This window comes from Sulfitobacter rhodophyticola (assembly GCF_041281685.2).
In the GTDB taxonomy this organism is placed as follows: domain Bacteria; phylum Pseudomonadota; class Alphaproteobacteria; order Rhodobacterales; family Rhodobacteraceae; genus Sulfitobacter.
The window spans coordinates 2,837,748-2,862,277 of sequence record NZ_CP166251.2; the positions used below are offsets into that span (position 1 = coordinate 2,837,748).

Sequence of the window (24,530 nt, forward strand, 5' to 3'; positions counted from 1 at the left end):
GTTCCGCACGATCAGCCTGCGCGGCCAAAGCCGCCCATCTCCCGTGCCCATTGGAAGCCGATCATGGCCCCCTTCAATCTGGGCAGAAGGTAAAGCGACAGACCGACGCAGCCAACCGCAAATATCGTGAACAGCGTCAGCGGTTCTGGTCGCCATGTGACAAACACGAGATGCAACAGGGGGGCCATCAGGTGGCCGACGATCAGAATTGTGAGGTAAGCAGGACCGTCGTCCGCGCGGTGGTGAAAGAACTCCTGACGGCAGACGGCACAATCGTGATTGACCTTGAGATAGCTCTTGAGCAAGGGACCAGAGCCGCAATTGGGGCATTTGCCGCGCCAGCCGCGGACAATAGCTGGCCAGCGGGCCCGTTCACCTGAAGGGGCGTCATCGGTGCCGACGGTATCTGGCTGGGATGTATTCTGCGTCATGATGCGTTCCTTCCGCACTGCCGATATGCGTCATCGCAGGCATCTTTCCAAGAGGGCCGTTACCGGTTGCGGCGCGATGTCGCGAAATTCCGGGGGGAATCTGAAGAAATCTGCGACGGAAAGCAGCAGATGGTCCGTTTGAAGGGTATGGCGGCCCGGAAAAACAGGGCGTGCTGATCTGAACTGGAAACGGAGATCTAGGATATGACACGGAACAAGACCTTGCATCTGCTCGCCCTGAGCGGGCTTATCGTACTAGGCGGCATCGCTGCAGACGCACGCGGCATGGACCCTGCTGCAGCCTTCGAGGCGATGGATGCCGACAGCGATGGTGCCGTGACCGAAGCGGAATTGCGTGCCTTTGCCACTGCGCGGTTTAACCGTGCGGACACGGATGATGATGGCTTTTTGACACCCGAGGAAATGCGCGCCAGCCGCGCAGGTAAAGCCGGGCAAGACGGGGCGCAGCGGGCCAAACAGATGCTGGAACGCTATGATACGGACGGCAACGGCGCGCTTGATGCGGCGGAATTGCAGGCGATCGGTGAGGCGCGCAAGGACCGTCGAGGTGCGCGCATGATGCAGCGGCTGGATACCAATGCCGACGGCAAACTTGATTTGGCCGAAGTCACCGCACGGCGGGATCCGGCAGAGGTGATCAAGCGTCTGGATGCGGATGGCAACGGCACGCTGAGTGCAGATGAATTTGCCAAGTTGCGCGATGGCATGCGTCGTAACAAATGATCGAACGGGTCGGGCCTGCTTGCTTTGCGGGCCTGACCGGACAAAGGTAACGCAATGGATGCGCGTCCTTCACATCAGGCGGACCGGGATGCGGATGCGGCCTTGTTGGCCCGCTATGCCGCGGGGGATGTAGTGGCCGCACGGTTGCTGACGGCAGATCTGACCCCGCGCCTTTATTCCCACGCGTTGCGCGTGCTCGGTAATGAAGCGGCAGCGCAGGACGTCGCACAGGAGGCGATGTTGCGCTTGTGGAAGATCGCGCCACGGTGGCGTGCCGGAGAGGCAAAGGTCAGCACCTGGGCCTACCGGGTGGTCGCCAACCTGTGTTCGGATCTGCTGCGCAAAGGCGCTTCGGTTGATCTGGATGCGATTGCAGAGCCTGTCGATCCGGGCAGGTCGGCGCAAGGTCTGATGCAGGATGCCGCGCGCGTTGACGCCTTGCAGGCGGCGTTGGCCACATTGCCGGAACGGCAGCGGCAAGCCGTGGTATTGCGACATCTAGAGGGGCTTTCCAACACGGAGATCGCGGAAATTCTGGGTGTGGGTATCGAAGCGGTGGAGAGTTTGACGGCAAGGGGCAAACGCGGTTTGACGGCCGCATTGAGTGGCCAAAAGGCTGCACTGGGGTTTGAAGATGACGGATAAAGAGACGCAAGATCAATCGCTTGAGGCGCTCTTCGTGGCTGCGCGCGCCGCACCTCCGCAGGTGCCGGATGCGTTGATGGCGCGGGTCGCGGCGGATGCACGTGCGCAGATGCCGCCGCAACGTGGGGTAGCCGCGCGCGCGAAACGCTGGATAGCACTGTTGGGCGGCGGCCCCGGTGTGGGTGGTCTGATCGCGGCCACGTTTGTCGGCTTCTGGATGGGTCTGGCAGCGCCTGAGATCCTGCCAGATGTGGGCGGGGCATTGGTATCCACGGCGACGGGCGGCACATCGACGCTGGTTCTTGCCGATCTTTATGCCGATGACTGGATTGCCGGAATTGAGGAGGGTTTCGAGGATGAGTGAACCTGTTGGACCAAGCGGCCCTTCGCGGCGCTGGCGCTGGCTGCTCGGTGTGTCGCTTGCGCTGAACCTGCTGATCATCGGGGCCGTTGGTGGTGCGATCCTAAGGCCCGGTGGCCCCGTGCGCGGCGGTGATATCGACCGATCTGAGATGCGTGGATTTGGGGCGCCTTATGTGCGCGAGTTGCCACGCGCGACACAGCGCAAGCTTTTTCGGGCGCTGCGGCAACAGGGGCAATGGCCCAGTCGCGCGGACAGAAGGGCCGCCTATGAGGAGATGATTGAGGCGCTGCGTGCGCAGCCTTTCGATCCATCCCGCCCCGAAAAGCTGTTGAACGCGCAGGCTGAAACCGTGGCAGTGGCCCAGCGGACCATCCAGGCAGCCTGGCTGCGCCATCTCACCGAGATGAACAATACGCAACGCGCGGCATACGCAGACAGGCTGGAACAGCGGTTGCGGCGGACCCCGCGAAAGGAGCGCTGATCCTGGGCGCTTGCCCCGCATGATCCTGCACGCTATGCCCCGGCAGCGGCATGAGGGGCGTACATGATCCAGTTTGAAGATGAAAACGAGGTGCTTGCCACGGTGCGTGCCTCTGCCGGACGGCGGCTCCTGGGGTTGGTGTCACTCGCTGTTCTGGGCTTTTTGTTGATCTATATTGCCTTTGTGCGCCCCCCCGAACTGATCTGGCAGATGTTCCTGATCGGGGTCGGGGCGGCGGCCTTGTGGATGGCGGACGCGATGCGCCGCGCGACGGCGAGCAGGGTAGAGCTGACACCCAAGGGCCTGCGCGATGGGGACGGCACGGTGATTGCAGCGATTGATGATATCGAAGGCATGGATCGGGGCTTTTTTGCATTCAAGCCCTCAAACGGTTTCTTGCTGAAGCTGCGCGCCGGGACAGGCGAGGGACGCATGTGGCGGCCCGGTTTGTGGTGGCGCATGGGGCGGCGGATCGGAATTGGTGGGATGACACCGGGCAATCAGACCAAGTTCATGTCGGATATTCTGGCCGCGATGATGGCGGAGCGGGAAAGCCCGTCAGACTAGTGAAGAAAACGTTGGATAGAAAAAGCCCGCAGGCGTGAACCTGCGGGCTTTTGTTTTTCAGTGCGTCGGCGGTGCTGCCGCGCTGATCCTGAACTGGATCAATTGCAGTTGTAGTAGCACACGCGCGGTGCGTAACGTGGACGGGTGAAGACGAAGTTCACGATCTCACGCTGTTCCAGCCCGGTGTTGAAAGGCGGATCAAAGTCGGTCACCGTTTCCACGATGATGACCCGCTCTTCGTTAACCATGTTGGGCAGGCGGTCTTGCCAGTTCGCAACAGCTTCGCTGTCGAGTGCCGCGATGTCGCCGCGTGTGACGGACCAATCCTTGTAGAACCGGTCGCCGTCGGCGTCATACTTCACCTGGCTGATGCGCATGTTGGTCTTGCCCTGGCTTGAGGCCAGGTATTCGAACATGTCGTGCACACCATCGATATACTCATTGTCGATCGGCAGTGTCTCCCTCGAGACCGCGTCAGCGATGGTATACGATGCCTTCTGGTGGATCCCGTACATCCGATAGGTATCGAAGATCGAGAAGAGGGCCAGGAAGGTCCAGAACATCATAGGCATGATGATCATGGCTTCGATCGCGATGGTCCCGTCCTCGCGGCGGAGGAAATCACACCGCAGGGCGGCACGCAGCCGGTTTTTGATCATGAGCTGTTTCATCAGGTTGGCTCCTGTACGAAGGCGGTGACAGAGATCATCTTGGCGCGGCCTTCGACATCCTTGTCAAATGCACGGCCCAGACCGGAGGTCGGGAACACGGGCTTGAAGCGGACGCAGGCACGCATGAGCATCATTTCATGCTGCTGACCAAGGGCGAAGCCACGAACCGGATCAGGGTCTTGTGTCACGTCGACACAATCGGGTGTCTGATCCAGGGCAGCGAAGTTGCGGGGGTCAACGGTGACCATCTCAAGCTTCAGCTGTTCGTCGCATTCTTCCAGCCAGCCGGCGTTGCGACAGATCGTGTCCTTGACCCATTCATGGGTGATCTGCGGTGTGCCGGTGTTCAGGCGGATCGCACGGACGGCGATGTCGGTTCCCCGGTCCAGCATCATGCTGCGCATGGTGTAGACACTCATCTCGACCGCCATCAGGAAGGAGGTAAAGAGGAGCGGGACGAAGATCACGAATTCCAGCATCAGGGCTGCGCCATTCTCGTCCCGGCGGAAAAGCCGAAGGCGGTTTGCAAAAAACTTTCTCATAGCGTCAACCTCAACTGGTTAATCTGGCGCGCAATGGCTTTGAACGCTTCAGTGATTTCGATACCTTCAACCCGGAAGAAGTGGCTGGGCGAAGAGGCGCAGTTGCGCATGACGTCAGCACCGTGGTCCGTTACCTCAAAGCCGATGGACCAGATCACGATATTCTGTGCCTTGGCCGCGTCACAGACTGCATAAAGCAGGGTGTCGCCTTTGGATGCGGAGTACTTCTCGTAGAAGAAGTTGTCGCGGTAACGCCAGCTGACGTAGTTGTCGACGTACCAGCCTGCGTTGTACCGGCTCCAGTGATAGATCTCACTGTTGGAGTTGTAGTACCAGTTCTGGATACGCTGGGTCGCGACGTTCTGACCGTCTGTCATCAGGATGACCGTCTTGAAGGTCTCCGGATCGGTGAAAGCCGCAGGGCGATCAGAAAAGACGTCATCGATCAGGTTGTTGTCTGCCATGTCAGCAGCGATCTGGTTGAAGGAGGGGTCCAGCAATGTGGCGGCCCACTTCATGCCCAGGAAGATCGATGTGTTCGCACGTGGCTTCAGGTTGTCGATCTGATTGTTCAACGCAGTGCGGTTCTGGCTCAACGCCGTGATCCGCTCGTACGAGAAACGCGGGCAGACGGTTTCGTCCATGTCGTTGTAACCCGGGTTCCAGCGCGCGAAGTGCTGCATCTGGTCATATGTGTTGTTCCAGTCGATGCCCGTGGTGTCGAAATGGGCGTCGTCGAACTCGATGCAGTGCGAATAGCTGTGATCCACATCCACATTCATGCGGTTGAAGATTTCGGGACCCGCATTCACATGCGCAGAGTAAGGCACGATGGAAAGAGAGATCAGATCTTCGCTTTCATCCTTGAGAACAGTGTTCACAAACTCCTTGGCGGCCGGACGCAGGTTCTGGATGCGGCTGTTCCGCCCCATGGACCCTGAGATGTCGAGCACAAGGGAAATCTCGACCTTGTTCACCTTCTCTTCCGCTTCGGCAAAGGCCGGCACGTTGAGGGTGGGTACGCCGAGCAGATCCATGAACTGGGTGCTGACCGTATTGGTCGCGTCCACGGAGACCGTGCGGAAGTTCAGACCTTCATCCACGTTCACCGACGACACGTAGTCGCCCATGCCGGATTTGTCGAAGTAGTCCCGCACCACTGTTTCGGGATCGAGTGTCTGATCCAGATCGGCAGCAGCAAGCACCGCGCGGTCGGCGGTGGCCTGCAATTGAGTGCGCTCCATTTCGTGGCGCATCATGTCAACACCGATGCCCCCCACAAGCACCATGATGGCGATCATGAAACACGCGAAGATCGTGACCATCCCGTCCTCATCATCGGCAAAACGCCGCTCAGCGGAAACAAGTCTTTCGCAGAGCGCGTGTATATCGCGTCGTTTGTGTTCCATACTGTTTACCTTTCATGCTCCGACTCATGACACCCCCATGTCCAAAGCCCGGAAATTCCTTCTTCGCTTTTGCCGGGAGAAGATGGCTGAAATGGGGCAAAGTATTGGCAAAAGAACGAGTTTTATACGCTTTGTTGGCAATAATCCGGCACTTTCGCGGCGGCTGTTTCCGTGCTGGGCACATTCGGTCTGTTTTCGCCCAAATTGCGGAAAATTCGCATGTGAGGGTTAACCTTAAACTGAGGCGCGTCAGGCCATATTTGGCCGGCGGATTCTCGCACAAAAAATGGTGTCGGCGGAGTTTTGCCCGTAAGGGGTGGGAAACCCGCTCAGGCCACAGGTCGGTGGACGGGGTCGCTATGTTTCAGGAACGCTCAATAAATATGCAAATATAAGTCGCGCGATGGCAGGACGCGCGTTAGGCTGGAGGCTGGAGAAATCCAGAATTCCGAATGCAAGGAGAAACCCACATGGGCCCAGCCAACGAGCCAAGTTTCCGCGACAGCGTCGATATCATGTTTAACCGCGCCGTGGCCCTGATGGACCTCCCACCGGGACTGGAAGAAAAGATACGGGTCTGCAACGCCACCTATACTGTACGTTTCGGTGTCCGTTTGCGCGGACAGATCCAGACCTTCACCGGATATCGCAGCGTCCATTCGGAACACATGGAACCGGTCAAGGGCGGCATCCGCTTCTCAATGGCGGTTAATCAGGACGAGGTTGAAGCGCTTGCGGCGCTGATGACCTACAAATGCGCGCTGGTCGAGGCGCCATTCGGCGGCTCGAAGGGTGGGTTATGCGTGGATCCGCGCGAATATGATGAAAACGAACTTGAAATGATCACGCGCCGCTTTGCCTACGAGCTGATCAAACGCGACATGATCAACCCCGCGCAAAACGTACCGGCCCCTGATATGGGCACGGGAGAGCGCGAGATGGCCTGGATCGCGGACCAGTACAAGCGCATGAACACTACAGACATCAATGGCGTGGCCTGCGTGACAGGCAAACCCACGCACGCTGGCGGCATTCAGGGACGCACAGAAGCCACCGGGCGCGGCGTGCAATATGCGCTTCACGCTTTCTTCCGGGACAAGGAAGGGATGAAGAAGGCCGGGTTCAAGTCCGGGCTCGACGGCAAGCGGGTTATCGTACAGGGCCTTGGGAACGTGGGCTTTCACGCCGCCAAGTTCCTGTCGGAAGAAGACGGCTGCAAGATCATCGGCATCATTGAGCGTGACGGCGGGATTTACGATGAGAAGGGTCTGGACGTCGAGGGTGTGCGGGAATGGATCAGCAAGCATGACGGTGTGGCGACCTATCCGAACGGGACGCATGAAACGGACGGTGCCAAGCTGCTGGAAGCAGATTGCGATATATTGATCCCCGCGGCGCTTGAAGGGGTCATTCACAAGGGTAATGCGGCAGGCGTCAAGGCGCAGTTGATCATCGAGGCGGCGAACGGGCCGGTGACGGCCGGGGCAGATGAGATCCTGCGCGACAAGGGTGTGGTGATCATTCCCGACATGTACGCCAATGCGGGCGGCGTTACCGTGTCCTATTTTGAGTGGGTCAAAAACCTCAGCCACATTCGTTTCGGCCGCATGCAACGCCGTCAGGAGGAAACGCGCCACCAACTGGTCGTGGATGAGCTGGAACGGTTGAGTGCCGACAGCGGCATCGGCTGGCAATTGAGCCCGAATTTCAAGGAGAAGTATCTGCGCGGGGCAGGAGAGCTGGAACTGGTGCGCTCTGGCCTCGATGACACGATGCAATCGGCTTACCAGTCTATGGCCACTGTCTGGCACGGGCGCGATGACAACGTCGATCTGCGCACGGCAGCCTATCTGGTGGCGATTGAGAAGGTCGCGGCAAGCTACCGCGCCAAGGGTTTGTGACCCGCTGGCGGTCCGGTCTGGTCGGCGCAGTGGCGGCGGTGCTGCTGCTGCCACAGACCACGCGGGCCGAATACGCGGTATACGGTGAAGTGGAACTGGCTGGCCTTGCGCGCGAGAATTGGCAATACAGTACCGTTGCCCTGTTGGATGCCATGGTCTGCAACGTCAACGGGCCGGATGGTTTTCTGACCGTGCGCAGCGGGCCGGACAGTTCCTATGCCAAGGTGCGGGCCTTCAACCGGCTGGCAATTCTGACCGTAGATATCCGGGAGCAATACGGCAGTTGGGTGCGCATCGTGGATGGCTACCGCACGGTGACGCAGAACGGCATCTCTCAGCCGGTGAAGGAACTGCCGGTGTATGGCTGGGCGCACACGGGGTATCTTTGCGACTTTTATCACTGACAGGTGCGGCTCACTCCTCTGGCAGGCCAGCCATGCGCAGTCCGTCGAAATAGCGCTTACCGGCCTCCGAACCGCCGTAGTTGTTGGTGGCTTTCCACAGTTTGATCGTCCGGTCCGGTTCAAGCATGCGGTAATGGCGCAAGACTGTTTTGGCTTCTTCCAATCGATCCAGATGCGCCAGAGCCGAGGCTTTGACGCTGAAAAAGGTGGGAAAGACGTCTGAAAGGGCCAACCCTTGTTCCACATAAGACAAGGCTTCTTTATCCCGCCCCAACTGATGCGAGGCTGAGGCAGCGCCCCCCACCGACGCGATAAAGAAGGGGCCGAGGCGGCCAAATTCCATGGATTTGCGGAAGCATTCAAACGCATCCTGTGTTTGGCCGCACCAGAGGTTGGCCCAGCCGCAGTGGCACAGAATGCGCGCGTCAAAGGGCGCCATCCGCAGGGCTTGTGCCACGGCGTCCTTGAGGGGGATCGCGCGCAGGTCCTGCATATATGTTGCGATGGCTATGCTGACGATCAGGCTCGCGTTACCCGCAGCTATCGGGCGACCCGCTTCGACCCAGGCGGACATCTTGGCGAGGTAGGGCGCCATGTTGGGGTTGCTGGTCATCGTACGCGCGGCCATCAGCACCATCAGTCCCTCCGCATAGGCATCCGCCATATCCGGTTTTGCGCGGATCGCCCGATCATGAAACGCAGCGGACCTGACAAAGCTGTCCAGCGAAAAATCGCGCCACGTCATGATGCCCATCAGCATGCATTGCTCCGCCGTCAACTTATCATCGGGAATGGCGGCGATGCGTGTCGTCTCTGCCTGCAGGATCATGCCGATGCAATGATCCGCGATGGCGCTGACGACGGCGTCCTGCCAGTCAAAGGCATCATCCAGCGTGCTGTCGGATTTATGCGTCCAGATGGTTGCCCCGTCCGGGTCGTGCAACCGGGTTTCCAGCCGCAGACGGTCGCCGCGCGCGCGCAGGGTGGGGCGCAGGGTATAGCCGCTGGCGTTATCCGCGCTGCTGATCTGGGTTTCCAGCCAATTGATGCTGCCGAAATAGCTGTTCAGATCCGCCGTCAGCGCATCGGCAATATCAAGGACTTCGGCCCGTGGATCGCTGTTGGCGGTGGGTTGGATGGTCAGGGACGGCAGGGCGGAGTGTGGTTGCGCGGCTGGGGTTTGGGCAGGTCGCGCCGTGCCGCCATGCGGCGCGCGCACCCAGGTCACCACGGGCCGTGCGATGTTCTTGAGCCTCTGCGTACCTGCGGCCTCGAACGATGGGGACAATGTGCCATCAAGGCTGGCATGCACCGGATCGGAGATCAGGATGCCGCCCGCCGGGGCCAGCGCCTCCAGCCGGGCGGCGATGTTGATTCCGTCGCCGTAAACGTCATAGTCATCGCGGGCGATGTCGCCGATGTGGACGCCAATTCGCAGGCTGATCCGGTCGTGGCCCCGCAGACGGTCCTGTATCTGCATCGCGGCATTCACGGCCGCCACCGCACTGCTGAACGCCACCAGCCATCCATCGCCCATGCTTTTGATGATGCTGCCGTGGTGCGTGGTCAGGATGGGCCCGAACACTTCCGCCCGGAGGTCTTGCAGCACCGCAATCGTGGCGGCCTCATCCGCGCCCATCATCCGGCTGTAGCCCACCACGTCGGCCGCAAGAATGGCGGTGAGCTTTCGGTCCATGGGTCAGGGCGTCTCCTTGAAGTTGGTATACCTTAGAACCGGACCTTGCTTGATGCCAGTGCGCGGGTGGTGGGGTTGGTGTTTTTCGCAATAGACGCCTGATTGCAGGCGGACAGGGCGTGGTGCGGGGCGTAAGCTGGGGCCATGAAAGATGCTTTGCCCGATACCGATACGCTTTATCGCGCGCTGATCACCCGCGATGCCGCGTGGGAGGGGCGCGCCTATGTCGGGGTAACGTCCACCGGGGTGTTCTGCCGCCTGACCTGTCCCGCGCGCAAACCCAAACAGGTCAACTGTGTTTTCGTGGGGTCCGTGGCAGAGGCCTTGCGTGCAGGCTTTCGCGCCTGCAAACGCTGCCATCCCATGGGGCCGGAAGTGCAGGGTGATCCTGTGGTCGGGCAATTACTGACTGAATTGAAGGCGTCACCGGAGGCGAAATGGTCCGAAGCGCGGCTGCGCGCCGAAGGCTATGACCCCTCCACCGTGCGGCGCGCGTTTCAGCGCCACTTCGGCATGAGTTTTCTGGAGATGGCCCGGCAGGGGCGTTTGCGGCTGGGGGCGGCGGCGCTGCCTGCCGGTGCAAAGGTGATTCAGGCACAATTGGACGCGGGTTTTTCCTCGGCAGCGGCGTTTCGGGCTGCATTCGGCAAATGGCTGGGGCTGGCGCCGGGGCGGTTTGCAAAGGATGCCCTGTTGCGCGCCGATTTGATCGAAACCGCACTGGGGCCGATGGTCGTCGTGAGTTCGGCACACGCTGTGCATCTGCTGGAGTTCACCGAGCGCCGCGCGCTGCCGGGCGAGGTGCGGCGTCTGTACGATCACGCCAAGGGGTCGCTGGGGTTCGGGCGGTTCGCGCCGACCGATCAGATCGAGCGGGAGTTGACGGCCTTCATGGCGGGGCAGGACGCCACTTTCGAGACAGCCCTTGCACCGCTGGGGCCGCCCTTTGCCCAGAAGGTCTGGATTGCATTACAGGCGATCCCGGCGGGAGAGACGCGCAGCTACTCCGGGCTGGCCGCGGATATGGGGCGTCCGACCGCGACGCGGGCGGTGGCGCGTGCCAACGGGGCCAACCCGATTGCCATCGCCATCCCGTGCCATCGTGTGCTGGGCGCTGATGGAACGTTGACGGGTTATGGCGGCGGGCTGTGGCGCAAGCAGGCCTTGATTGAGTTGGAGCGGGAATTTGCCCGGAAGAAGGATGAAAAGAACGCATGAACGAGGACAAAACAAGGGCGTTTCGGGCGCTGCATGTCAAAGGCGATCCGCTGGTGTTGTGGAACGTCTGGGATGCGGGGTCGGCCAAAGCGGTGGCGGACGCGGGTGCATCGGCGATTGCAACGGGCAGTTGGTCGATGTCAGCCGCGCAAGGCTTCCACGATGGAGAGGCCCTGCCGCTGGAAGACCTGCTGCGCATTGCCGGTCAGATCGTGCATACGGTGGATCTGCCCGTGAGTGTGGATTTCGAGGGAGGTTATGCAGTTTAACCCGACGCGATGGCGCAAAACCTGACCCGCCTGCTGCGGACGGGGGTGATCGGGATCAACGTGGAGGATCGTGTGGTGGGCGGCAGCGGATTGCATCCCGTCACCGCCCATGCCGCGCGAGTGAAAGCCTTGCGCGCCGCGGCGGATGCTGCCGGTGTTGATCTGTTCATCAATGCGCGCACCGATCTGTTCTTTCAGGGAAAAGGCGCTCCTCCGGCGGTGAAGTTGATGGGGCAGGCGATGGAGCGGGCCGCGGCATACCGCGACGCAGGCGCGGATGGGTTGTTTGTGCCGGGCCTTGCTGATCTCGATCTGATTGCGCGCCTCGCGTCGGATCAGGATTTGCCGCTCAACGTGATGCGCATGGGCAATGCGGTGTCGGTTGAGGATTATGCGCAGGCAGGCGTCTCGCGGGTCAGTCACGGACCGGGGCCGTACATTTCAGCGATGCAGGCGGTGACGGCGGCCGCGCTCAGCTAGGGTCGGCCAGCGCATCACCGATCTCATCATAGATGGCGGTACAGATTGTATCCATTTCAATGGCAAAGAAGTTTTTGGCGGCTTTTTCGTTCGGATGAAAGGGGTCCTTGACCCGACCGGATTTGTTCAGCCGGAAGTAATGTTTGTTGCCCTGATTGGCGGCCACGGTTGCGGGTGTGGCCCCTTCGATAAAGGTGCAGGCGGCATTGGCTTCCTCGAACGCCCATTTGATGCTGGCCTGCGCCTTGAGGCGGCGCTTGACGATCTTTTCGGAGTACGCGGGGGCGGTGGTCATGAAGATGCAGGGCGTACCTTCAGGGATTTGCGCCATCGTCTTGCGCACATCATCCAGCGCCTTTTCAGGACTTTCGCCCCAGCGTTTGGTGGCATTTCCAAGAAAGGACATCAGTAGAAGGCGCGGCTGGTAATACCCCGGCGCGAACATCGCCTCGAAAGCGGACTTTCCGGGCTTGCAGAACTGATAGGGCTTACCGCGCCCGATCTGGACGTATTTGTGGCTGCTGCGGTTGATGAACCCGAAGGCACCTGCATTGGCCTTCCACTTCTTGTCTACATTGCAGATCGACCCTTTGCCGCCCCCCTTGCGCGCCGTCCATGAATGCAGGGAGGTGGAGCGGACGCCAATCACCGCGACTGTCATGTCACCCAGTTTCTTGAGGTCACGTTGCTGTTGTGGCGTCGGCGGGCAGTGCGCCTTGATGTTCTCGAAGAACTCCAGAAACACCGGGCCGGAACCGAAAGGGATCTGGCTGTCCCCCAGGATCACGATGTCGGGCGAGACGAAATCTTCTGCCTGCGCCGGGGCGCTCAGCAGGACGGAGAAGAGAAGAGCAATCAGGCGCATGGCAAGTATTCAGTCAGCAAGGGCGGCACGCAGGCCGGCGCAAAGGAGGGGTTGATTGATTTGGATGTACCGCGCGGCAGAGGCCGCGGTGGGATGTGTGGCGTCGGTGACCCGGCCCGTGGCATCGGTGCGGAAGTTGTCCTTTCGTGCCTCGATGGCTTTCAGGGTGGCGGGCGTAAGCCCGGGGACAAAGCCGCACCGGTCTGTAGCCAGCACGGCGGCGCGCAGATTTTCTTGCGCGCTTTGGCGGCGGCGATTTTCAGCAGGTTCAAAGGCCGGGATCGTGGTCATCACCATGCAGGGGATGTCCTGTGGCAACTGGGCGTCGGCGGCTTGCCAGTCGGCACGGGCGGTCCGTGCGCTTTGCCAGCGGTCCGTCGCGTTGCCGAGAAACGCAAGGATGATCAGGTCAGGATCGATATGGGTCACCGCAGATTCAAGCGGTGTCGATCGGGACGAGCAGAACGGGTAATCGGCTGCTCCGATCTGGACGTAGGTAAGGCCGGGCGACGTGACCCCATAACTGCCCGCGTTGACGCCGTAGGTCTTGTCGATCTCGCAGATCGGGTCGCGGTCCGGCGCGCTGCTGGCGGTCCAATGGTGGAGTGCCGTTGAACGCACACCGATGGCTTGTGCCTTTGCGGTGGCAAAGCGCGCAGGCACGCCGGGACAGGACCGGCCAAGGGTTTGGAGGAACTGGAGGTATGCGCCGCCCGCGCCAAAGGAGATCTGGCTGTCGCCCAGCAAGAGGATTTCGGCCTTGCCGGTTGGCGTTTCCGGCGGGGCAGGTACGGGCGCGCGGATTGCAGCTGGGGTGCAGGAGAGTTGGGCGAGTGACAGGGCGGCACAGAGCCAGAGTGTAGGGCGGAACGTCATACGCGGGAGTGGACGCGAGGTGGGCGGCTTTGGGAAGTGTTTTTTTGGCGGAGTGACGGGAAGGTGAAGCGGGCGAGGGATGCGGAAGTCCTGATTGCCGGTCAAGGCGCCAGTCAAAACGCTGGTACGCAAAGATCCGCAATAGGTCGGGCGTTCGAGAATCCGCCTGTACACAAGGTGGCGATTTCCGCGCTTCGCGAAACGTGGTACGTGAGCGTGATGAGTAGCTGGACTGTCCACCTTTGCAATGCACGCAAGCGCCTGACCCCCTTTGCGTCTACCGTGGCAGAAGGCCTGCAGGCGGCACAGGCAAAATGCGAGGAAGTGCACCCGCCGACCTCCGTGGATATTGTTGTACGCGCCGCGGATCGTGCAATGCCCGAAGGACTTGAGGTAGGTGGGTCATCATTTACGCCGGGCCGCATCGACATTGATATCGACATCAATGCCAGACTGAATGAAGAACAGCTCTATCATGCGGTTCTGCGGACGGCCTTCCATGAATTCCATCATGTTCTGCGTTGGGACGGCCCGGGATATGGCTTCACCCTCGGCGAAGCGCTTGCGTCAGAAGGGCTGGCGCAGATCTTTGTACACGAGATGATGGATTGTCCGCCGGAACCATGGGAAAGCGTTCTGAACGAAACTGAGCTTGCCGACCTGCGAAAGGTCTCTCGAACGGAGTTTGAAAACGCAACGTATAATCATCCAGAATGGTTTTTTGGGGCGGGGCGTTTCCGAGCATGGGCAGGCTATAGTCTTGGGAAATTTATGGTTGAAAAAGCTCTATTGGACATTGGCACAACAGCTCTGGAGAGTGCGACGCGGCCTGCCGATCAGTTCAAGCCTTACCTGTAGCGATGGCATCGCTGCGTTCTTTGCGGCGAACATCTACGCATATTTCAGCATCAAGCAGGTTGGGCTTGATCAAGAGCTTGATGGTTTGGTTGGCTCGGTGAGCCCAATGCGGGATTTTGGTGCGGTTTGGCAAGTGGACCTCAACGACGTTGTTTTGCAGAGACACCGTATGGCCCCGAATAGCGCTCGACTCTGAGCATGCGGCTTTTTGCAGGCTCCTGTTCTACTGGATAAGTCTGCAAGGCTCTGCCAAGTTCAGCGGGTGCTGGTTTCAGGTCAAGATGCAGCAACATTTAAGCCTTCGTTGCTGCAAGGCGTTTCATACCGTTAATCGGTATCTCGAAAACTTCTCTCAGGCAGGTTCTTCCTTTTCACCATGAGCCAGACGCTCAACGCGAGTTCCGCACCGGCCATCATCAGCATTGTCAGCAGTGACAATGCTGCAGGCAATTGGATGTCGACAACGAAAACAGCATAGGTAAAGGCCGCAACAATCAACCATACCCCAAGGGCTTTCGGGATGTAGCCGGACAAAATGACCGAATAACCGAGCACAAGGATATGGGACGCGAAGAAGATGTAGCCCAAAAGCTTGATTTGGGCATAACCGTACGCGTCAACCATCTGAAAAAGCAGAGCAAGCACCCCAATCGTCAAAACCGCTGCATAGAGCAGCCGAAGCGCGCTCATCAGTGCCGCACGTCTCCGGCTGGCAGGCTTGAGCACAACATAAAGGGCGACGGCAATAATGGAGTCGAGCACGAGTACGGTCAGGTAACCGATTGCGGCAAACAGAAAGGTTTCCGGGTTGGCCTCGATATCCCGCGCCAATGCCGAGGTGTCTCCGGGCACAACGAAATTCGGCAGCAGGAAATCATCAACCAATGTAACGACAAGAACGGAAGTCAGAAACGCGATCCCGACCACCATCGCAGCCCTTCTTGGCGATGTCGAATTGATGGCGTTATTGAGCATCTGCCTTCCCTCCTCAACGTCATGCTATCGGGATGTCCTTTCGACAGGCTAGCGCTTGTGCCTTTCGACGGATTGATCCCTGTCAGTTCCGTCCGTCCTGCAGCGTATTGGCGGTGCAAGATCGCCACGAGGATGGGTTTAAATGTTTGGGTAGCCTGACCAATACGCAGAAATATCATGGGGGAGGCCGCGAAGCTGTTGCTCAGCACACATTCCGTCCGGGCGCAGGCGTACGGTATCGATGGCATCTTCAACGTCGCTCCCCATCCTTCCATTGACGCGAACGGGTCAGCCTGTGGCGGATGGTGCATTGATACTGCCATCAAGCTGGCTACAGTCGGGCCAACGAAGAAGGGACAAATCATGCGGTTTTCGGGTCTGCGCATCCTGCGAGAGGGGCTGTCTGGCAACAAGGGCTGGACCGGCCACTGGCGCACGCCAGATCCTAAGTCCGAATATGACGCGATCATCATCGGCGGCGGGGGGCATGGGTTGTCGACGGCCTATTACCTTGCGAAGAACCACGGGATGCGGAATATCGCAGTGCTGGAAAAAGGGTATCTTGGCGGCGGGAACATCGGGCGGAACACGACGATCGTAAGGGCCAATTACTTCCTTGAAGGCAATTCGCAGTTCTATTCCCACTCTCTCAAGCTATGGGAGGGGTTGGAGGAAGAACTGAACTACAACGTGATGATGTCCCAAAGGGGGCTGATTAATCTTTTTCACTCCGATGGACAGCGGGATGCCTTTGTGCGCCGTGGCAATGCAATGATCGCCCAAGGCGACGATGCAGAGTTGTTGGACACCGACGGGGTGCGTCGGCTGTTGCCGTACCTGGATTTCGAGAACATACGTTTTCCGATTTACGGCGGCTTGCTGCACCCGCGCGGGGGCAGCGCGCGGCATGATGCGGTGGCGTGGGGCTTTGCGCGGGGGGCGGATCAGTTGGGGGTCGACCTTATCCAGCAGTGCGAGGTCACGGGGATCGACATCGAAGGCGGCAAGGTCACCGGCGTACAGACCACGCGCGGGGCAATCCGGGCAAAGAAGGTAGGCATGGTTGTGGCAGGCCGGTCAAGCCAGGTGGCGGCGATGGCCGGGATGCGCCTGCCGGTGGAAAGCCATGTCCTGCAGGCCTTTGTGACAGAGGGGCTGAAGCCCGTCATTGACCACGTGATCAGTTTCGGTATGGGCCATTTCTATATCAGTCAGTCGGACAAGGGCGGGTTGGTGTTCGGCGGTGATCTGGATTTCTATGCCTCCTATGCCCAACGCGGCAACTTGCCGATGAAGGAACACGTGATGGAGGCGGGCATGACCCTGATGCCGATGATTGGCAAGGCGCGAGTGCTGCGGTCATGGGGCGGGATCATGGATATGACGCCGGATGGATCGCCGATTATCGACAAGACAGAGACAGAGGGGCTCTTTGTGAATTGCGGATGGTGCTACGGCGGGTTCAAGGCGGTACCGGCGTCGGGGTTTGCGTTCTCGCACCTGATGGCCACGGGCACGCCACACGACACCGCGGCGGCCTTCCGGCTGGACCGGTTCCGCACGGGTGCCGGGTTGATGGATGAGGAGGGCACCGGTGCGCAGCATAATTTGCACTAGGGGGTTGGGGCGATGAGGATCGACTGTCCGCATTGCGGTGTACGGGATCGGCGCGAGTTCTACTATCAGGGTGCAGCGCTGGCGCGTCCGGCCCCTGATGCAGGGGAGGCCGCGTGGGACGATTATCTGCATTTGCGCGATAATCCGGCGGGAGAGACGCGGGAGTTGTGGCAGCACGAAGGGGGCTGTGGTGCGTGGCTTGTCGTGACACGCAATACCGTAAGTCACGTGATCTCGGGCGTTGTGCTGGCGGCGGATGACAAGGGGTCACGCGCATGAGGATTTCAGGCAAGGGGCTTGTGGACCGCAGCCAGCCGGTGACTTTCACGTTCGACGGCGTGCCGGTAAAGGGGTTCGTGGGAGACACGGTTGCCTCCGCCCTGCTGGCCAAGGGTCAGGTGTTGATGGGGCGGTCGTTCAAGTATCACCGTCCCCGTGGTGTGCTGACAGCGGGGAGCGAGGAGCCGAACGCGCTGATCACCGTGGGCAAGGGTGCAGCGCAGGTTCCCAATGTCCGCGCCACACAACAGGAAATCTACGACGGGTTGGTGTGCCGCTCTCAGAACGCTTGGCCGTCCTTGAGTTTCGACGTGATGGCGGTCAACGACCTGGCTGCACCCTTTCTGGGCGCAGGGTTCTATTACAAGACCTTCATGTGGCCCAAGTCCTTCTGGGAATGGGTCTATGAGCCGGTGATCCGCAAAGCGGCGGGTTTGGGCGCGCTGTCGGGCAAGAGCAATACACAGACCTACGACAAGGCTTTCGCCTTTTGCGATCTGCTGGTCGTGGGCGCGGGGCCTTCGGGTTTGATGGCGGCCTGGGCGGCGGCGCAGTCCGGAGTTGAAGTGATTGTTGCGGATGAGGATGCCCTGCCCGGCGGACGGCTCAATGCGGAGACGGAGGCGGTTGGCCACGAGGCAGGACATGTCTGGGCGGCACAGCTGGCGGAAAAGCTGCGCCAGATGGACAACGTGCGCATCATGCCGCGCACCACGGTGACCGGGGTTTATGATGGCAACGTCTATGGCGCGTTGGAGCGGCTGGACGCGCAGGCGCCTTCCGGCGCGCCGGTGGAATGTTTCTGGCGCATCACCGCGCGGCAGGCTGTGCTGGCGGCAGGTGCACTTGAAAGGCCCATTGCCTTTCAGAACAACGACCGGCCCGGCATCATGATGGCGAGCGCGGTGCGGGCGTTTTTGAACCGCTGGGGCGTGTGTCCGGGCAAGCATGTGACCGTCTTTGGCAACAACGATGACGCGCACCGCACGGCCCGCGATCTGGCGGCGGCCGGCGTGCATATCGCGGCGCTGATCGACAGCCGCGAAGGGGTCACGGTCGAAGGCGTTGATTTCCCCGTCTACACGGGGGCGCAGGTCTGCAATGCCAGCGGCCGCAGCGCCTTGGAAAGCATCACGGTGCGCACGGCATTCGGCGAGGAAGCCATTCAGACCGATTGTCTTGCTATTTCGGGCGGTTGGAACCCGACGGTGCATCTGACCTGCCATATGAATGGGCGACCTACCTGGAATGCGGATGTGCAAAGCTTTGTACCCACTCCCGGTGCGGTGCCGGATCTGATCCCGGCGGGGGCGTGCAACGGGGAATTTTCGACCGCCGCCTGTCTTGAGGACGGGTTGCGCGCCGCAAAAGAGGCATTGAAGGTTTTGGGCAAGCGGGTTGCCACGATCGAGGTGCCCAAGGCAGACGATGCGGCCTATGCGCTGGAGCCTTTGTGGGCTGTGGCGGGGAAGGGGCGCGCGTGGCTCGATTTCCAGAACGACGTGACTGTGAAGGACGTCAAACAGGCAGCGGTCGAGAATTTCCAGTCCGTTGAGCACATGAAGCGGTATACCACGCAAGGCATGGCGACAGATCAGGGCAAGTCATCGAACATGGGCGCTTTGGCGATCCTGGCAGACGCCACGGGTCGTGCGATCCCGGAGACGGGCACGACGACCTATCGGCCCCCCTTTGTCCCCGTCAGCATCGCGGCGATCGGCGCGGGCGCGCAGGGCGTTGGCTTTGCCCCACAGCGCTTTGCGACTTCGCACAAGCAGTCAGTGGCGATGGGCGCCCCGATGATCGAAGCGGGGATGTGGTACAGGCCCAGCTATTTCCCCAAACCGCACGAAAGCACGTGGCGGCACTCGTGCGACAGGGAGATCGGGTATGTTCGGCAGGCGGTGGGCATTTGCGATGTGTCGACCCTGGGCAAGATCGACATTCAGGGGCCGGACGCGGCGAAGCTGCTGGATTTTGTCTATTCCAACACGTTCTCCACGCTGAAGGTCGGCAAGGTCCGCTATGGTCTGATGCTGCGCGAAGACGGACATGTGATGGACGATGGCACCTGTGCGAGGTTGGGGGATCGGCATTATCTGATGACCACCACTACCGCTGCGGCAGGACAGGTGATGCGGCATCTGGAATTCGTCTGTCAGGTGCTGCACCCGGAGTGGCAAGTCGCCTTTACCTCCGTCACGGAACACTGGGCGCAGTATGCCGTGGCAGGGCCACGCGCACGGGAACTGCTGAATGATATTCTGGATCAGCCCATCGACAATGAAACGTGGCCGTTCATGTCCTGTGGTGCTGTGGGTGTGCAGGGCGTAAAGGGGCGGCTCTTCCGCATCTCTTTCTCGGGTGAGCAGGGGTACGAAGTGGCGGTGCCCGCCCGTTATGGTGCAAGCCTGTTCGACCTTTTGGTGAAGAAGGCCGATGCGCTGGGCGGAGGCGCTTACGGTATGGAAGCGCTCAATGTTCTGCGGATTGAGAAAGGCTTCATCACGCATGCAGAGATACATGGGCGTGTCACGGCCTTTGACATCGGCATGGCGCGGATGGTCTCGGCCAAGAAGGACTGCATCGGGCAGACCATGGCGGCCCGGCCCGGACTGGTGGAAGACACCCGCGCGCAATTGGTGGGGCTCAAGCCCGCGGAGAGTGGCAAGCTGACGGCGGGGGCACATTTGTACGACGCAGACGCTGAGCCGACGCGGGTGAACCATCAGGGCTATGTGACTTCGGTTGGCTATTCGCCTTCCATGGGGTGCGATATCGGGTTGGGCTTTGTCAAAGGTGGACCCGCGCGGATGGGTGAGGTGATCCGGCTGGTTGATGCCTTGCGCAAGATAGAAACGGCGGTTGAGATCTGTTCACCGGTGTTCGTGGACCCAGAGGGGGAACGGTTGCGTGGTTGATTTGAACGAGACAAGCGCTTGCGCGGGGCTTTTGCCGCTGAGCATTGGCCGCTTCACGGTGGAAGAGCATCTGCCGGGAGCGCTGACGTCGATCAGTCCCTTTGATGCGGCCGCGATGGCAAAGGCCCTGGAGAAGGGGCATGGGCTGGCGTGGCCTGCGCCGAACAGGAGCAGCGGCAAGGCGCAGGCGCGCTGCATCTGGTTTGGGCATCGCGAGGTGCTGTTGATGGGACCGTTACCGGACGCCACGCTGACAAAGCACGGGGCGGTCGTGGACGTGACGGATGGCTGGGCTGTGGTGCATTTGCAAGGTGCAGGTGTCGAAGACGTACTGGCACGCCTGGTGCCGGTTGACCTGTCCCCGGCAGCGTTCAAACGTGGACATACGGCGCGCACGATGTTGGTTCATATGAACGCGTCGATCACGCGGATAGGAGCGGATGCTTTCGAGATCCTTGTATTCCGCTCCATGGCCACCACCTTGGTTCACGATCTCAAACGCGCTATGGAAAGCGTGACGGCGCGCGGGTAAGCGGCCAGCCAGAGGTACAGGGAGCAATCGGTATGATGAAAACAGCGGTCTACGGCGCAGCGGCGGCGCTCGTGTTGGGTGCAGGTGCGGCACATGCGCAGTCCCAGAAAGAGCGCGATTGCGCTGTTCAGGGTCAGGTCATGGGTGCGGTACAGCAGGCGCGGCTTGAAGGGGTGCGCAAGAACAAGTTGGTTGAATTTGTGAAGGCCGAAAACCCCGATCTGTCCACTGAAGTACTCGAAACGGTTCCGGCCATCGGTTCACATATCTATGGCCTCAAGAAACGTGATCTGCGCAAAGTGGACCTTGGCGAAGTGGCGCAGACCCAATGCCTTGAAAACTATGACCAGATCCTGAAGCTGCAGAAGTCCATGTCGAATTAGGCGATACCGCCGCGTCGGTGGCAGGCCACAGGTCCGGTTCAGACCGGTGTCGGCGTGGCTGTTATCGACGCAATCCGGGTGGGGCTGTCGTGGCCGCGCAGGATGACATCTTCCACGAATTCAACGCCGTAGTCGGCTGGTAGGTCCAGCGCTGCGAGAACGTCGTCAGAGGCCACCAGGCTGCGGGACAGACGCTTGGCTTCGCCTTCAAGCCGGGCGGCGGTGTTGACCGTATCACCGAAGTAGACAATCGACTTCTTGGTATCGCCACACTCGCTGATGATGACCTCTCCGCCGTGAAGGCCCGCCCTGATTTGCGGTTTGACACCGAAGCGTTTTTCGTAAATCGGTCCATTGCGGTCCAGCACATGCTTGATCGCAAAGAAGCACCGCACACAGCGGGCATTCTTTGCACCCGTTTTAAAGGGCCAGGTAACGATAACCTCATCCCCGACATAGGCATGGATTTCGCCGAAATGATCTGAAATAGGCCGCCCGATGTCAAAGAAGAAGCGGGTCAGAAACCGTTGAAATCCCAGGTCGCCAAGTTGCTTGGTCAATGCCGTTGATCCCACCAGATCGACGAACAGGAATATGCGGCGTTCCTCCTTGGGGGTGTGGTAGCGTCCGACAAGCATGCTGGCGAGCACACGGGGGCCAATGACCTGTGCCACTTGCACGATGATCAGCGACAGCGCGGTCATCGCCGAGATATAGAGGAAAAGGGACCAGCCATTTCCGTAATCCAACGCGATCACGACCTTGCGCGCATAAAGGGACGCCGTGATGGAGGCCGTCAGCGGAATGCAAACAACCACAAGGGCTATCAGCGCCAGAATGCGACCCGGAAAGGCCAGACGCCGCAAAGGCGAAAAGATCTGGCTTGGCCAGAGATAGATCACCGATCCCCAGAGGATGATGCCCCCGATCAGGCCGTCCAGCATGACAAGCCAGGCCAGTTCAGTCGTCATATCCGGGATGAAAAGCAGCCCGTAAAGCGCTGCCAGCGGCAGGAACGCCGACACGAGCAACAGGAATGTCACGAGCTTTCTTCGGGCTTGTCCGCTGATGGCAATGTTCCCCTGTTGGTCCTGTTGCAGCGCAACGCGCCGCGTTCATTACATGTTGCAGTGGGCACCAGCCAGGACAGCAAACGCTGCCGCACAAAAACGAAATCCCTTTGCGCTGCGGGGTGCAAACCGCTGAGCGGCCGAAAAACCGAGGCAATCAAACAGGGCAATTCTACCGTGTTCATCGCGCATCGGACAAGGGCCGCGTCCTGCTGTCTGGTCGGCGGGCGGCCGTCGGCATCGCCCGATGACAAGAACTGCGCGGAATTATTGCTGATGCGAAAGGGTGCTCTACTGGACTCTGACCGGTACGGACCAATATAACGGGGCATGAGCTTGCCACCCGGATTTCTGGACGAATTGCGCACCCGGTCGAGCCTTTCACAGGTGGTCGGGCGCAAGGTCGTGTGGGACGCGCGCAAGTCCAATCAGGGCAAGGGTGACATGTGGGCGCCGTGCCCCTTTCATCAAGAAAAATCCGCGTCTTTTCATGTAGATGACCGTAAGGGCTTTTACTATTGCTTTGGCTGCCATGCCAAGGGCGATGCCATATCCTTCGTGCGGGAGACAGAGAATGTCGGCTTCATGGAGGCGGTGGAGATTCTGGCGCGCGAAGCAGGCATGCCCATGCCGGAGCGTGACCCACAGGCGCAGCAGAAGGCGGACAAACGCACGCAACTGGCGGAGGTTATGGAACTGGCTGTGCGGTGGTTCCGCTTGCAGTTGCAAACCTCGGGCGCGGCAGAAGCGCGGGCCTATCTGGAACGGCGCGGGCTGGACAAGTCCGCGCTGGAGCGGTGGGAGATCGGATTTGCCCCAGACAGCTGGCAGGGATTGTGGGATGCGCTTAAGGGCAAGGACATCGCGGATGAACTGATCCTCGGCGCGGGGCTGGCCAAGCCTTCAACCAAGGGCGGCAAGCCGTATGACACCTTCCGGGGGCGCATCATGTTCCCCATCCGCGATGCACGGGGGCGCGCAATTGCCTTTGGCGGGCGCGCGATGGACCCTGCTGACAAAGCGAAATACCTCAACTCTCCCGAGACTGAGCTTTTTGACAAGGGTCGCAGTCTTTACAATGTACGCGATGCACGCACCGCGGCGGGCAAGGGGCAGCCCTTGCTGGTAGCCGAAGGGTACATGGATGTGATTGCCTTGCATGGCGCAGGCTTTGAGGCGGCGGTCGCACCGCTTGGCACGGCAATCACGGAAAACCAGTTGCAGATGCTGTGGCGTATTGCGCCCGAGCCGATCATCACGCTGGATGGCGATACCGCAGGCCAGCGCGCGGCGATGCGGCTGATTGATCTGGCTCTGCCATTGCTTGAGGCGGGGCAGTCCTTGCGTTTCGCGATGATGCCGGAGGGGCAGGATCCTGATGATCTGCTCAAGGCGGCAGGTCCGGAAGCCTTGCAAAAGCTGTTGGATAACGCGGTGCCGATGGTGCAGTTGATGTGGCAGCGGGAGACCGAAGGACGCGTCTTTGACAGCCCGGAGCGCAAGGCAGCGCTGGACAAGGCGCTGCGCGAAAAGATCATGCTGATCAAGGACCCGTCGATCCGCAGCCATTATGGACAGGCGATCAAGGACCTGCGCTGGCAATTGTTCCGCGCCCGGCCTGCGACCAAGCGGGCAGGCGGCATGCGGGAGGTCGGCGCGCGGTGGCAGGCACCGCCGCAAGCGCCGATGCCATCGACGAAAGCGTCAGTGCTGGTGGTTGCGACCGGTGCGGGCAGCACCGAACACCTGCGCGAGGCCGTTATTCTGGCAGCCTTCGCAACCTGTCCAGCCATCGTTGAGGATTTCGAAAGCGGGTTGGAGGCCATGCGTTGCGCGGATGCGACCCACGCGCGCTTGCGTGATCTGCTGTTGCGTCATGCCGCGCAGGGCGAGTCAGTATTGCAAGAGAGAATTTCCGCGACGCTGGGCGCCGATGCTCTTGAAATTCTGACGTCTCAGCGCCATGTCGCCATCGTGCCCTGTGTGCGTCGACCCGGTAACACCGAAATGGCAGCGATGACCGTTGCCGAGGAATTGGCGAAGCTGGAAGCCGCGCGGGGCCTGAGCGAAGAGATCGCTGAAGCAGTTGAAGACATCGGCGAGACAGCCGATGAAGCCGTAACCTGGCGGTTGAGCGAAGCGGCGCGAGCCGCGGATCGAGCCGCGCGGGCCGCACAGGAAGATACTGCTGAATACGACGTCGGCGACAACGGCGCGCGGATCAGCAGGGACGAACGCAGCGCACTTGATTCGCTGCTTGGGAATATCAAGTTTGAAAAGACGAACGGACGCGACAAAGGTTGACGTGACCTTTTGACCCGAAGTTTAGGAA

General features: G+C 60.3%; 24 protein-coding genes and 1 pseudogene. 16 read left to right on the forward strand and 9 right to left on the reverse strand.

Annotated features, from left to right (window positions below; all coding sequences use genetic code 11):
- Window positions 1–11: 11 nt before the first annotated feature.
- A complete protein-coding gene (locus tag AB4X18_RS14900) occupies window positions 12–431 on the reverse strand; it encodes a DUF983 domain-containing protein (protein WP_370400835.1) in 420 nt (139 codons plus the stop codon).
- Between the two features lie 204 nt (window positions 432–635).
- Here AB4X18_RS14900 and AB4X18_RS14905 point away from each other — a divergent pair, with 204 nt between their 5' ends.
- The 5 genes from AB4X18_RS14905 (at window position 636) to AB4X18_RS14925 (ending at window position 3,232) form a co-directional block, all read left to right on the forward strand.
- The gene (locus AB4X18_RS14905; protein ID WP_370400836.1) at window positions 636–1,175 is read left to right on the forward strand and encodes a calcium sensor EFh; all 540 of its coding nucleotides are present in this window, start codon (window positions 636–638) and stop codon (window positions 1,173–1,175) included.
- Window positions 1,176–1,229: 54 nt separating this feature from the next.
- Window positions 1,230–1,820: an RNA polymerase sigma factor gene (locus AB4X18_RS14910; RefSeq protein WP_370400837.1), complete on the forward strand. Its 591-nt coding sequence runs from the start codon at window positions 1,230–1,232 to the stop codon at window positions 1,818–1,820.
- Window positions 1,810–2,184, forward strand: a complete 375-nt coding sequence (locus AB4X18_RS14915) for a hypothetical protein (RefSeq protein ID WP_370400838.1) — start codon at window positions 1,810–1,812, stop codon at window positions 2,182–2,184. The genes AB4X18_RS14910 and AB4X18_RS14915 overlap by 11 nt, the downstream gene beginning before the upstream one ends.
- Complete coding sequence (locus tag AB4X18_RS14920) at window positions 2,177–2,665, forward strand: periplasmic heavy metal sensor (RefSeq protein ID WP_370400839.1); 489 nt, start codon at window positions 2,177–2,179, stop codon at window positions 2,663–2,665. Before AB4X18_RS14915 ends, AB4X18_RS14920 begins: the two co-directional genes overlap by 8 nt.
- 63 nt (window positions 2,666–2,728) lie before the next feature.
- Entirely contained in the window at window positions 2,729–3,232 is a 504-nt protein-coding gene (locus AB4X18_RS14925) for a hypothetical protein (protein WP_370400840.1), read from the forward strand.
- Window positions 3,233–3,330: 98 nt separating this feature from the next.
- On the opposite strand, the gene AB4X18_RS14930 is transcribed toward AB4X18_RS14925, so the two are convergent.
- The 3 genes from AB4X18_RS14930 to AB4X18_RS14940 are packed head-to-tail and all read right to left on the reverse strand — an operon-like array spanning window position 3,331 to window position 5,854.
- Window positions 3,331–3,903, reverse strand: coding sequence for a TadE/TadG family type IV pilus assembly protein (locus tag AB4X18_RS14930; protein ID WP_370400841.1), 573 nt, complete (start codon window positions 3,901–3,903; stop codon window positions 3,331–3,333).
- Window positions 3,903–4,445 (reverse strand): TadE/TadG family type IV pilus assembly protein, encoded by a 543-nt coding sequence (locus AB4X18_RS14935; protein WP_370400842.1) that lies wholly within the window; start codon window positions 4,443–4,445, stop codon window positions 3,903–3,905. The genes AB4X18_RS14930 and AB4X18_RS14935 overlap by 1 nt, the downstream gene beginning before the upstream one ends.
- Window positions 4,442–5,854, reverse strand: a complete 1,413-nt coding sequence (locus AB4X18_RS14940; RefSeq protein ID WP_370400843.1) for a TadE/TadG family type IV pilus assembly protein — start codon at window positions 5,852–5,854, stop codon at window positions 4,442–4,444. Before AB4X18_RS14940 ends, AB4X18_RS14935 begins: the two co-directional genes overlap by 4 nt.
- Window positions 5,855–6,324: 470 nt before the next feature.
- Between AB4X18_RS14940 and AB4X18_RS14945 the strand changes: the two genes are divergently transcribed.
- On the forward strand, window positions 6,325–7,755 hold the full coding sequence (locus AB4X18_RS14945) for a Glu/Leu/Phe/Val family dehydrogenase (protein WP_370400844.1): 1,431 nt from the start codon (window positions 6,325–6,327) through the stop codon (window positions 7,753–7,755).
- Entirely contained in the window at window positions 7,752–8,159 is a 408-nt protein-coding gene (locus tag AB4X18_RS14950) for an SH3 domain-containing protein (protein ID WP_370400845.1), read from the forward strand. Before AB4X18_RS14945 ends, AB4X18_RS14950 begins: the two co-directional genes overlap by 4 nt.
- A gap of 10 nt (window positions 8,160–8,169) precedes the next feature.
- Here the strand turns inward: AB4X18_RS14950 and AB4X18_RS14955 are convergent, their stop codons facing one another.
- Window positions 8,170–9,855, reverse strand: coding sequence for an adenylate/guanylate cyclase domain-containing protein (locus tag AB4X18_RS14955; RefSeq protein WP_370400846.1), 1,686 nt, complete (start codon window positions 9,853–9,855; stop codon window positions 8,170–8,172).
- Between the two features lie 144 nt (window positions 9,856–9,999).
- On the opposite strand from AB4X18_RS14955, the gene AB4X18_RS14960 reads away from it, so the two are divergent.
- Both AB4X18_RS14960 and AB4X18_RS14965 read left to right on the forward strand, forming a co-directional pair.
- The gene (locus AB4X18_RS14960) at window positions 10,000–11,073 is read left to right on the forward strand and encodes a bifunctional transcriptional activator/DNA repair enzyme AdaA (protein WP_370400847.1); all 1,074 of its coding nucleotides are present in this window, start codon (window positions 10,000–10,002) and stop codon (window positions 11,071–11,073) included.
- Window positions 11,070–11,822: pseudogene (locus AB4X18_RS14965) on the forward strand (isocitrate lyase/PEP mutase family protein). The gene AB4X18_RS14960 and the pseudogene AB4X18_RS14965 overlap by 4 nt, the downstream one beginning before the upstream one ends.
- Here AB4X18_RS14965 and AB4X18_RS14970 read toward each other — a convergent pair.
- Both AB4X18_RS14970 and AB4X18_RS14975 read right to left on the reverse strand, forming a co-directional pair.
- The gene (locus AB4X18_RS14970; RefSeq protein ID WP_432816755.1) at window positions 11,815–12,687 is read right to left on the reverse strand and encodes an SGNH/GDSL hydrolase family protein; all 873 of its coding nucleotides are present in this window, start codon (window positions 12,685–12,687) and stop codon (window positions 11,815–11,817) included. The pseudogene AB4X18_RS14965 and the gene AB4X18_RS14970 overlap by 8 nt on opposite strands.
- 9 nt (window positions 12,688–12,696) lie before the next feature.
- A complete protein-coding gene (locus tag AB4X18_RS14975; RefSeq protein ID WP_370400850.1) occupies window positions 12,697–13,563 on the reverse strand; it encodes a hypothetical protein in 867 nt (288 codons plus the stop codon).
- Between the two features lie 63 nt (window positions 13,564–13,626).
- Here AB4X18_RS14975 and AB4X18_RS14980 point away from each other — a divergent pair, with 63 nt between their 5' ends.
- Window positions 13,627–14,421, forward strand: coding sequence for a DUF2268 domain-containing putative Zn-dependent protease (locus tag AB4X18_RS14980; protein ID WP_432816756.1), 795 nt, complete (start codon window positions 13,627–13,629; stop codon window positions 14,419–14,421).
- Between the two features lie 327 nt (window positions 14,422–14,748).
- Here AB4X18_RS14980 and AB4X18_RS14985 read toward each other — a convergent pair whose 3' ends face one another.
- Window positions 14,749–15,396, reverse strand: coding sequence for a DUF4386 domain-containing protein (locus tag AB4X18_RS14985; protein ID WP_370400852.1), 648 nt, complete (start codon window positions 15,394–15,396; stop codon window positions 14,749–14,751).
- Window positions 15,397–15,759: 363 nt separating this feature from the next.
- Here AB4X18_RS14985 and AB4X18_RS14990 point away from each other — a divergent pair, with 363 nt between their 5' ends.
- Genes AB4X18_RS14990 through AB4X18_RS15010 form a run of 5 tightly spaced genes read left to right on the forward strand, consistent with a single transcriptional unit; the run spans window position 15,760 to window position 21,128 of the window.
- Window positions 15,760–17,013: a sarcosine oxidase subunit beta family protein gene (locus AB4X18_RS14990; RefSeq protein ID WP_370402640.1), complete on the forward strand. Its 1,254-nt coding sequence runs from the start codon at window positions 15,760–15,762 to the stop codon at window positions 17,011–17,013.
- 12 nt (window positions 17,014–17,025) lie between these two features.
- Window positions 17,026–17,292 (forward strand): sarcosine oxidase subunit delta, encoded by a 267-nt coding sequence (locus AB4X18_RS14995; RefSeq protein ID WP_370400853.1) that lies wholly within the window; start codon window positions 17,026–17,028, stop codon window positions 17,290–17,292.
- The gene (locus AB4X18_RS15000; protein ID WP_432816757.1) at window positions 17,289–20,213 is read left to right on the forward strand and encodes a sarcosine oxidase subunit alpha family protein; all 2,925 of its coding nucleotides are present in this window, start codon (window positions 17,289–17,291) and stop codon (window positions 20,211–20,213) included. Before AB4X18_RS14995 ends, AB4X18_RS15000 begins: the two co-directional genes overlap by 4 nt.
- Entirely contained in the window at window positions 20,206–20,745 is a 540-nt protein-coding gene (locus tag AB4X18_RS15005; RefSeq protein ID WP_370400854.1) for a sarcosine oxidase subunit gamma, read from the forward strand. The genes AB4X18_RS15000 and AB4X18_RS15005 overlap by 8 nt, the downstream gene beginning before the upstream one ends.
- Before the next feature lie 32 nt (window positions 20,746–20,777).
- On the forward strand, window positions 20,778–21,128 hold the full coding sequence (locus AB4X18_RS15010; protein ID WP_370400855.1) for a hypothetical protein: 351 nt from the start codon (window positions 20,778–20,780) through the stop codon (window positions 21,126–21,128).
- A gap of 38 nt (window positions 21,129–21,166) precedes the next feature.
- On the opposite strand, the gene AB4X18_RS15015 is transcribed toward AB4X18_RS15010, so the two are convergent.
- Entirely contained in the window at window positions 21,167–22,171 is a 1,005-nt protein-coding gene (locus AB4X18_RS15015) for an adenylate/guanylate cyclase domain-containing protein (protein WP_370400856.1), read from the reverse strand.
- Between the two features lie 357 nt (window positions 22,172–22,528).
- Here AB4X18_RS15015 and dnaG point away from each other — a divergent pair, with 357 nt between their 5' ends.
- Window positions 22,529–24,502 (forward strand): DNA primase, encoded by a 1,974-nt coding sequence (gene dnaG, locus AB4X18_RS15020; RefSeq protein WP_432816758.1) that lies wholly within the window; start codon window positions 22,529–22,531, stop codon window positions 24,500–24,502.
- Window positions 24,503–24,530: the final 28 nt, after the last annotated feature.

What these genes read in the sequence shown, in the direction of transcription:
- AB4X18_RS14900 (WP_370400835.1), bottom strand. Translation starts at nt 431, where the DNA reads ATGACGCAGAATACATCCCAGCCAGATACCGTCGGCACCGATGACGCC.
- AB4X18_RS14905 (WP_370400836.1), top strand. Translation starts at nt 636, where the DNA reads ATGACACGGAACAAGACCTTGCATCTGCTCGCCCTGAGCGGGCTTATC.
- AB4X18_RS14910 (WP_370400837.1), top strand. Translation starts at nt 1,230, where the DNA reads ATGGATGCGCGTCCTTCACATCAGGCGGACCGGGATGCGGATGCGGCC.
- AB4X18_RS14915 (WP_370400838.1), top strand. Translation starts at nt 1,810, where the DNA reads ATGACGGATAAAGAGACGCAAGATCAATCGCTTGAGGCGCTCTTCGTG.
- AB4X18_RS14920 (WP_370400839.1), top strand. Translation starts at nt 2,177, where the DNA reads ATGAGTGAACCTGTTGGACCAAGCGGCCCTTCGCGGCGCTGGCGCTGG.
- AB4X18_RS14925 (WP_370400840.1), top strand. Translation starts at nt 2,729, where the DNA reads ATGATCCAGTTTGAAGATGAAAACGAGGTGCTTGCCACGGTGCGTGCC.
- AB4X18_RS14930 (WP_370400841.1), bottom strand. Translation starts at nt 3,903, where the DNA reads ATGAAACAGCTCATGATCAAAAACCGGCTGCGTGCCGCCCTGCGGTGT.
- AB4X18_RS14935 (WP_370400842.1), bottom strand. Translation starts at nt 4,445, where the DNA reads ATGAGAAAGTTTTTTGCAAACCGCCTTCGGCTTTTCCGCCGGGACGAG.
- AB4X18_RS14940 (WP_370400843.1), bottom strand. Translation starts at nt 5,854, where the DNA reads ATGGAACACAAACGACGCGATATACACGCGCTCTGCGAAAGACTTGTT.
- AB4X18_RS14945 (WP_370400844.1), top strand. Translation starts at nt 6,325, where the DNA reads ATGGGCCCAGCCAACGAGCCAAGTTTCCGCGACAGCGTCGATATCATG.
- AB4X18_RS14955 (WP_370400846.1), bottom strand. Translation starts at nt 9,855, where the DNA reads ATGGACCGAAAGCTCACCGCCATTCTTGCGGCCGACGTGGTGGGCTAC.
- AB4X18_RS14960 (WP_370400847.1), top strand. Translation starts at nt 10,000, where the DNA reads ATGAAAGATGCTTTGCCCGATACCGATACGCTTTATCGCGCGCTGATC.
- AB4X18_RS14970 (WP_432816755.1), bottom strand. Translation starts at nt 12,687, where the DNA reads ATGCGCCTGATTGCTCTTCTCTTCTCCGTCCTGCTGAGCGCCCCGGCG.
- AB4X18_RS14975 (WP_370400850.1), bottom strand. Translation starts at nt 13,563, where the DNA reads ATGACGTTCCGCCCTACACTCTGGCTCTGTGCCGCCCTGTCACTCGCC.
- AB4X18_RS14985 (WP_370400852.1), bottom strand. Translation starts at nt 15,396, where the DNA reads ATGCTCAATAACGCCATCAATTCGACATCGCCAAGAAGGGCTGCGATG.
- AB4X18_RS14990 (WP_370402640.1), top strand. Translation starts at nt 15,760, where the DNA reads ATGCGGTTTTCGGGTCTGCGCATCCTGCGAGAGGGGCTGTCTGGCAAC.
- AB4X18_RS14995 (WP_370400853.1), top strand. Translation starts at nt 17,026, where the DNA reads ATGAGGATCGACTGTCCGCATTGCGGTGTACGGGATCGGCGCGAGTTC.
- AB4X18_RS15000 (WP_432816757.1), top strand. Translation starts at nt 17,289, where the DNA reads ATGAGGATTTCAGGCAAGGGGCTTGTGGACCGCAGCCAGCCGGTGACT.
- AB4X18_RS15010 (WP_370400855.1), top strand. Translation starts at nt 20,778, where the DNA reads ATGATGAAAACAGCGGTCTACGGCGCAGCGGCGGCGCTCGTGTTGGGT.
- dnaG (WP_432816758.1), top strand. Translation starts at nt 22,529, where the DNA reads ATGAGCTTGCCACCCGGATTTCTGGACGAATTGCGCACCCGGTCGAGC.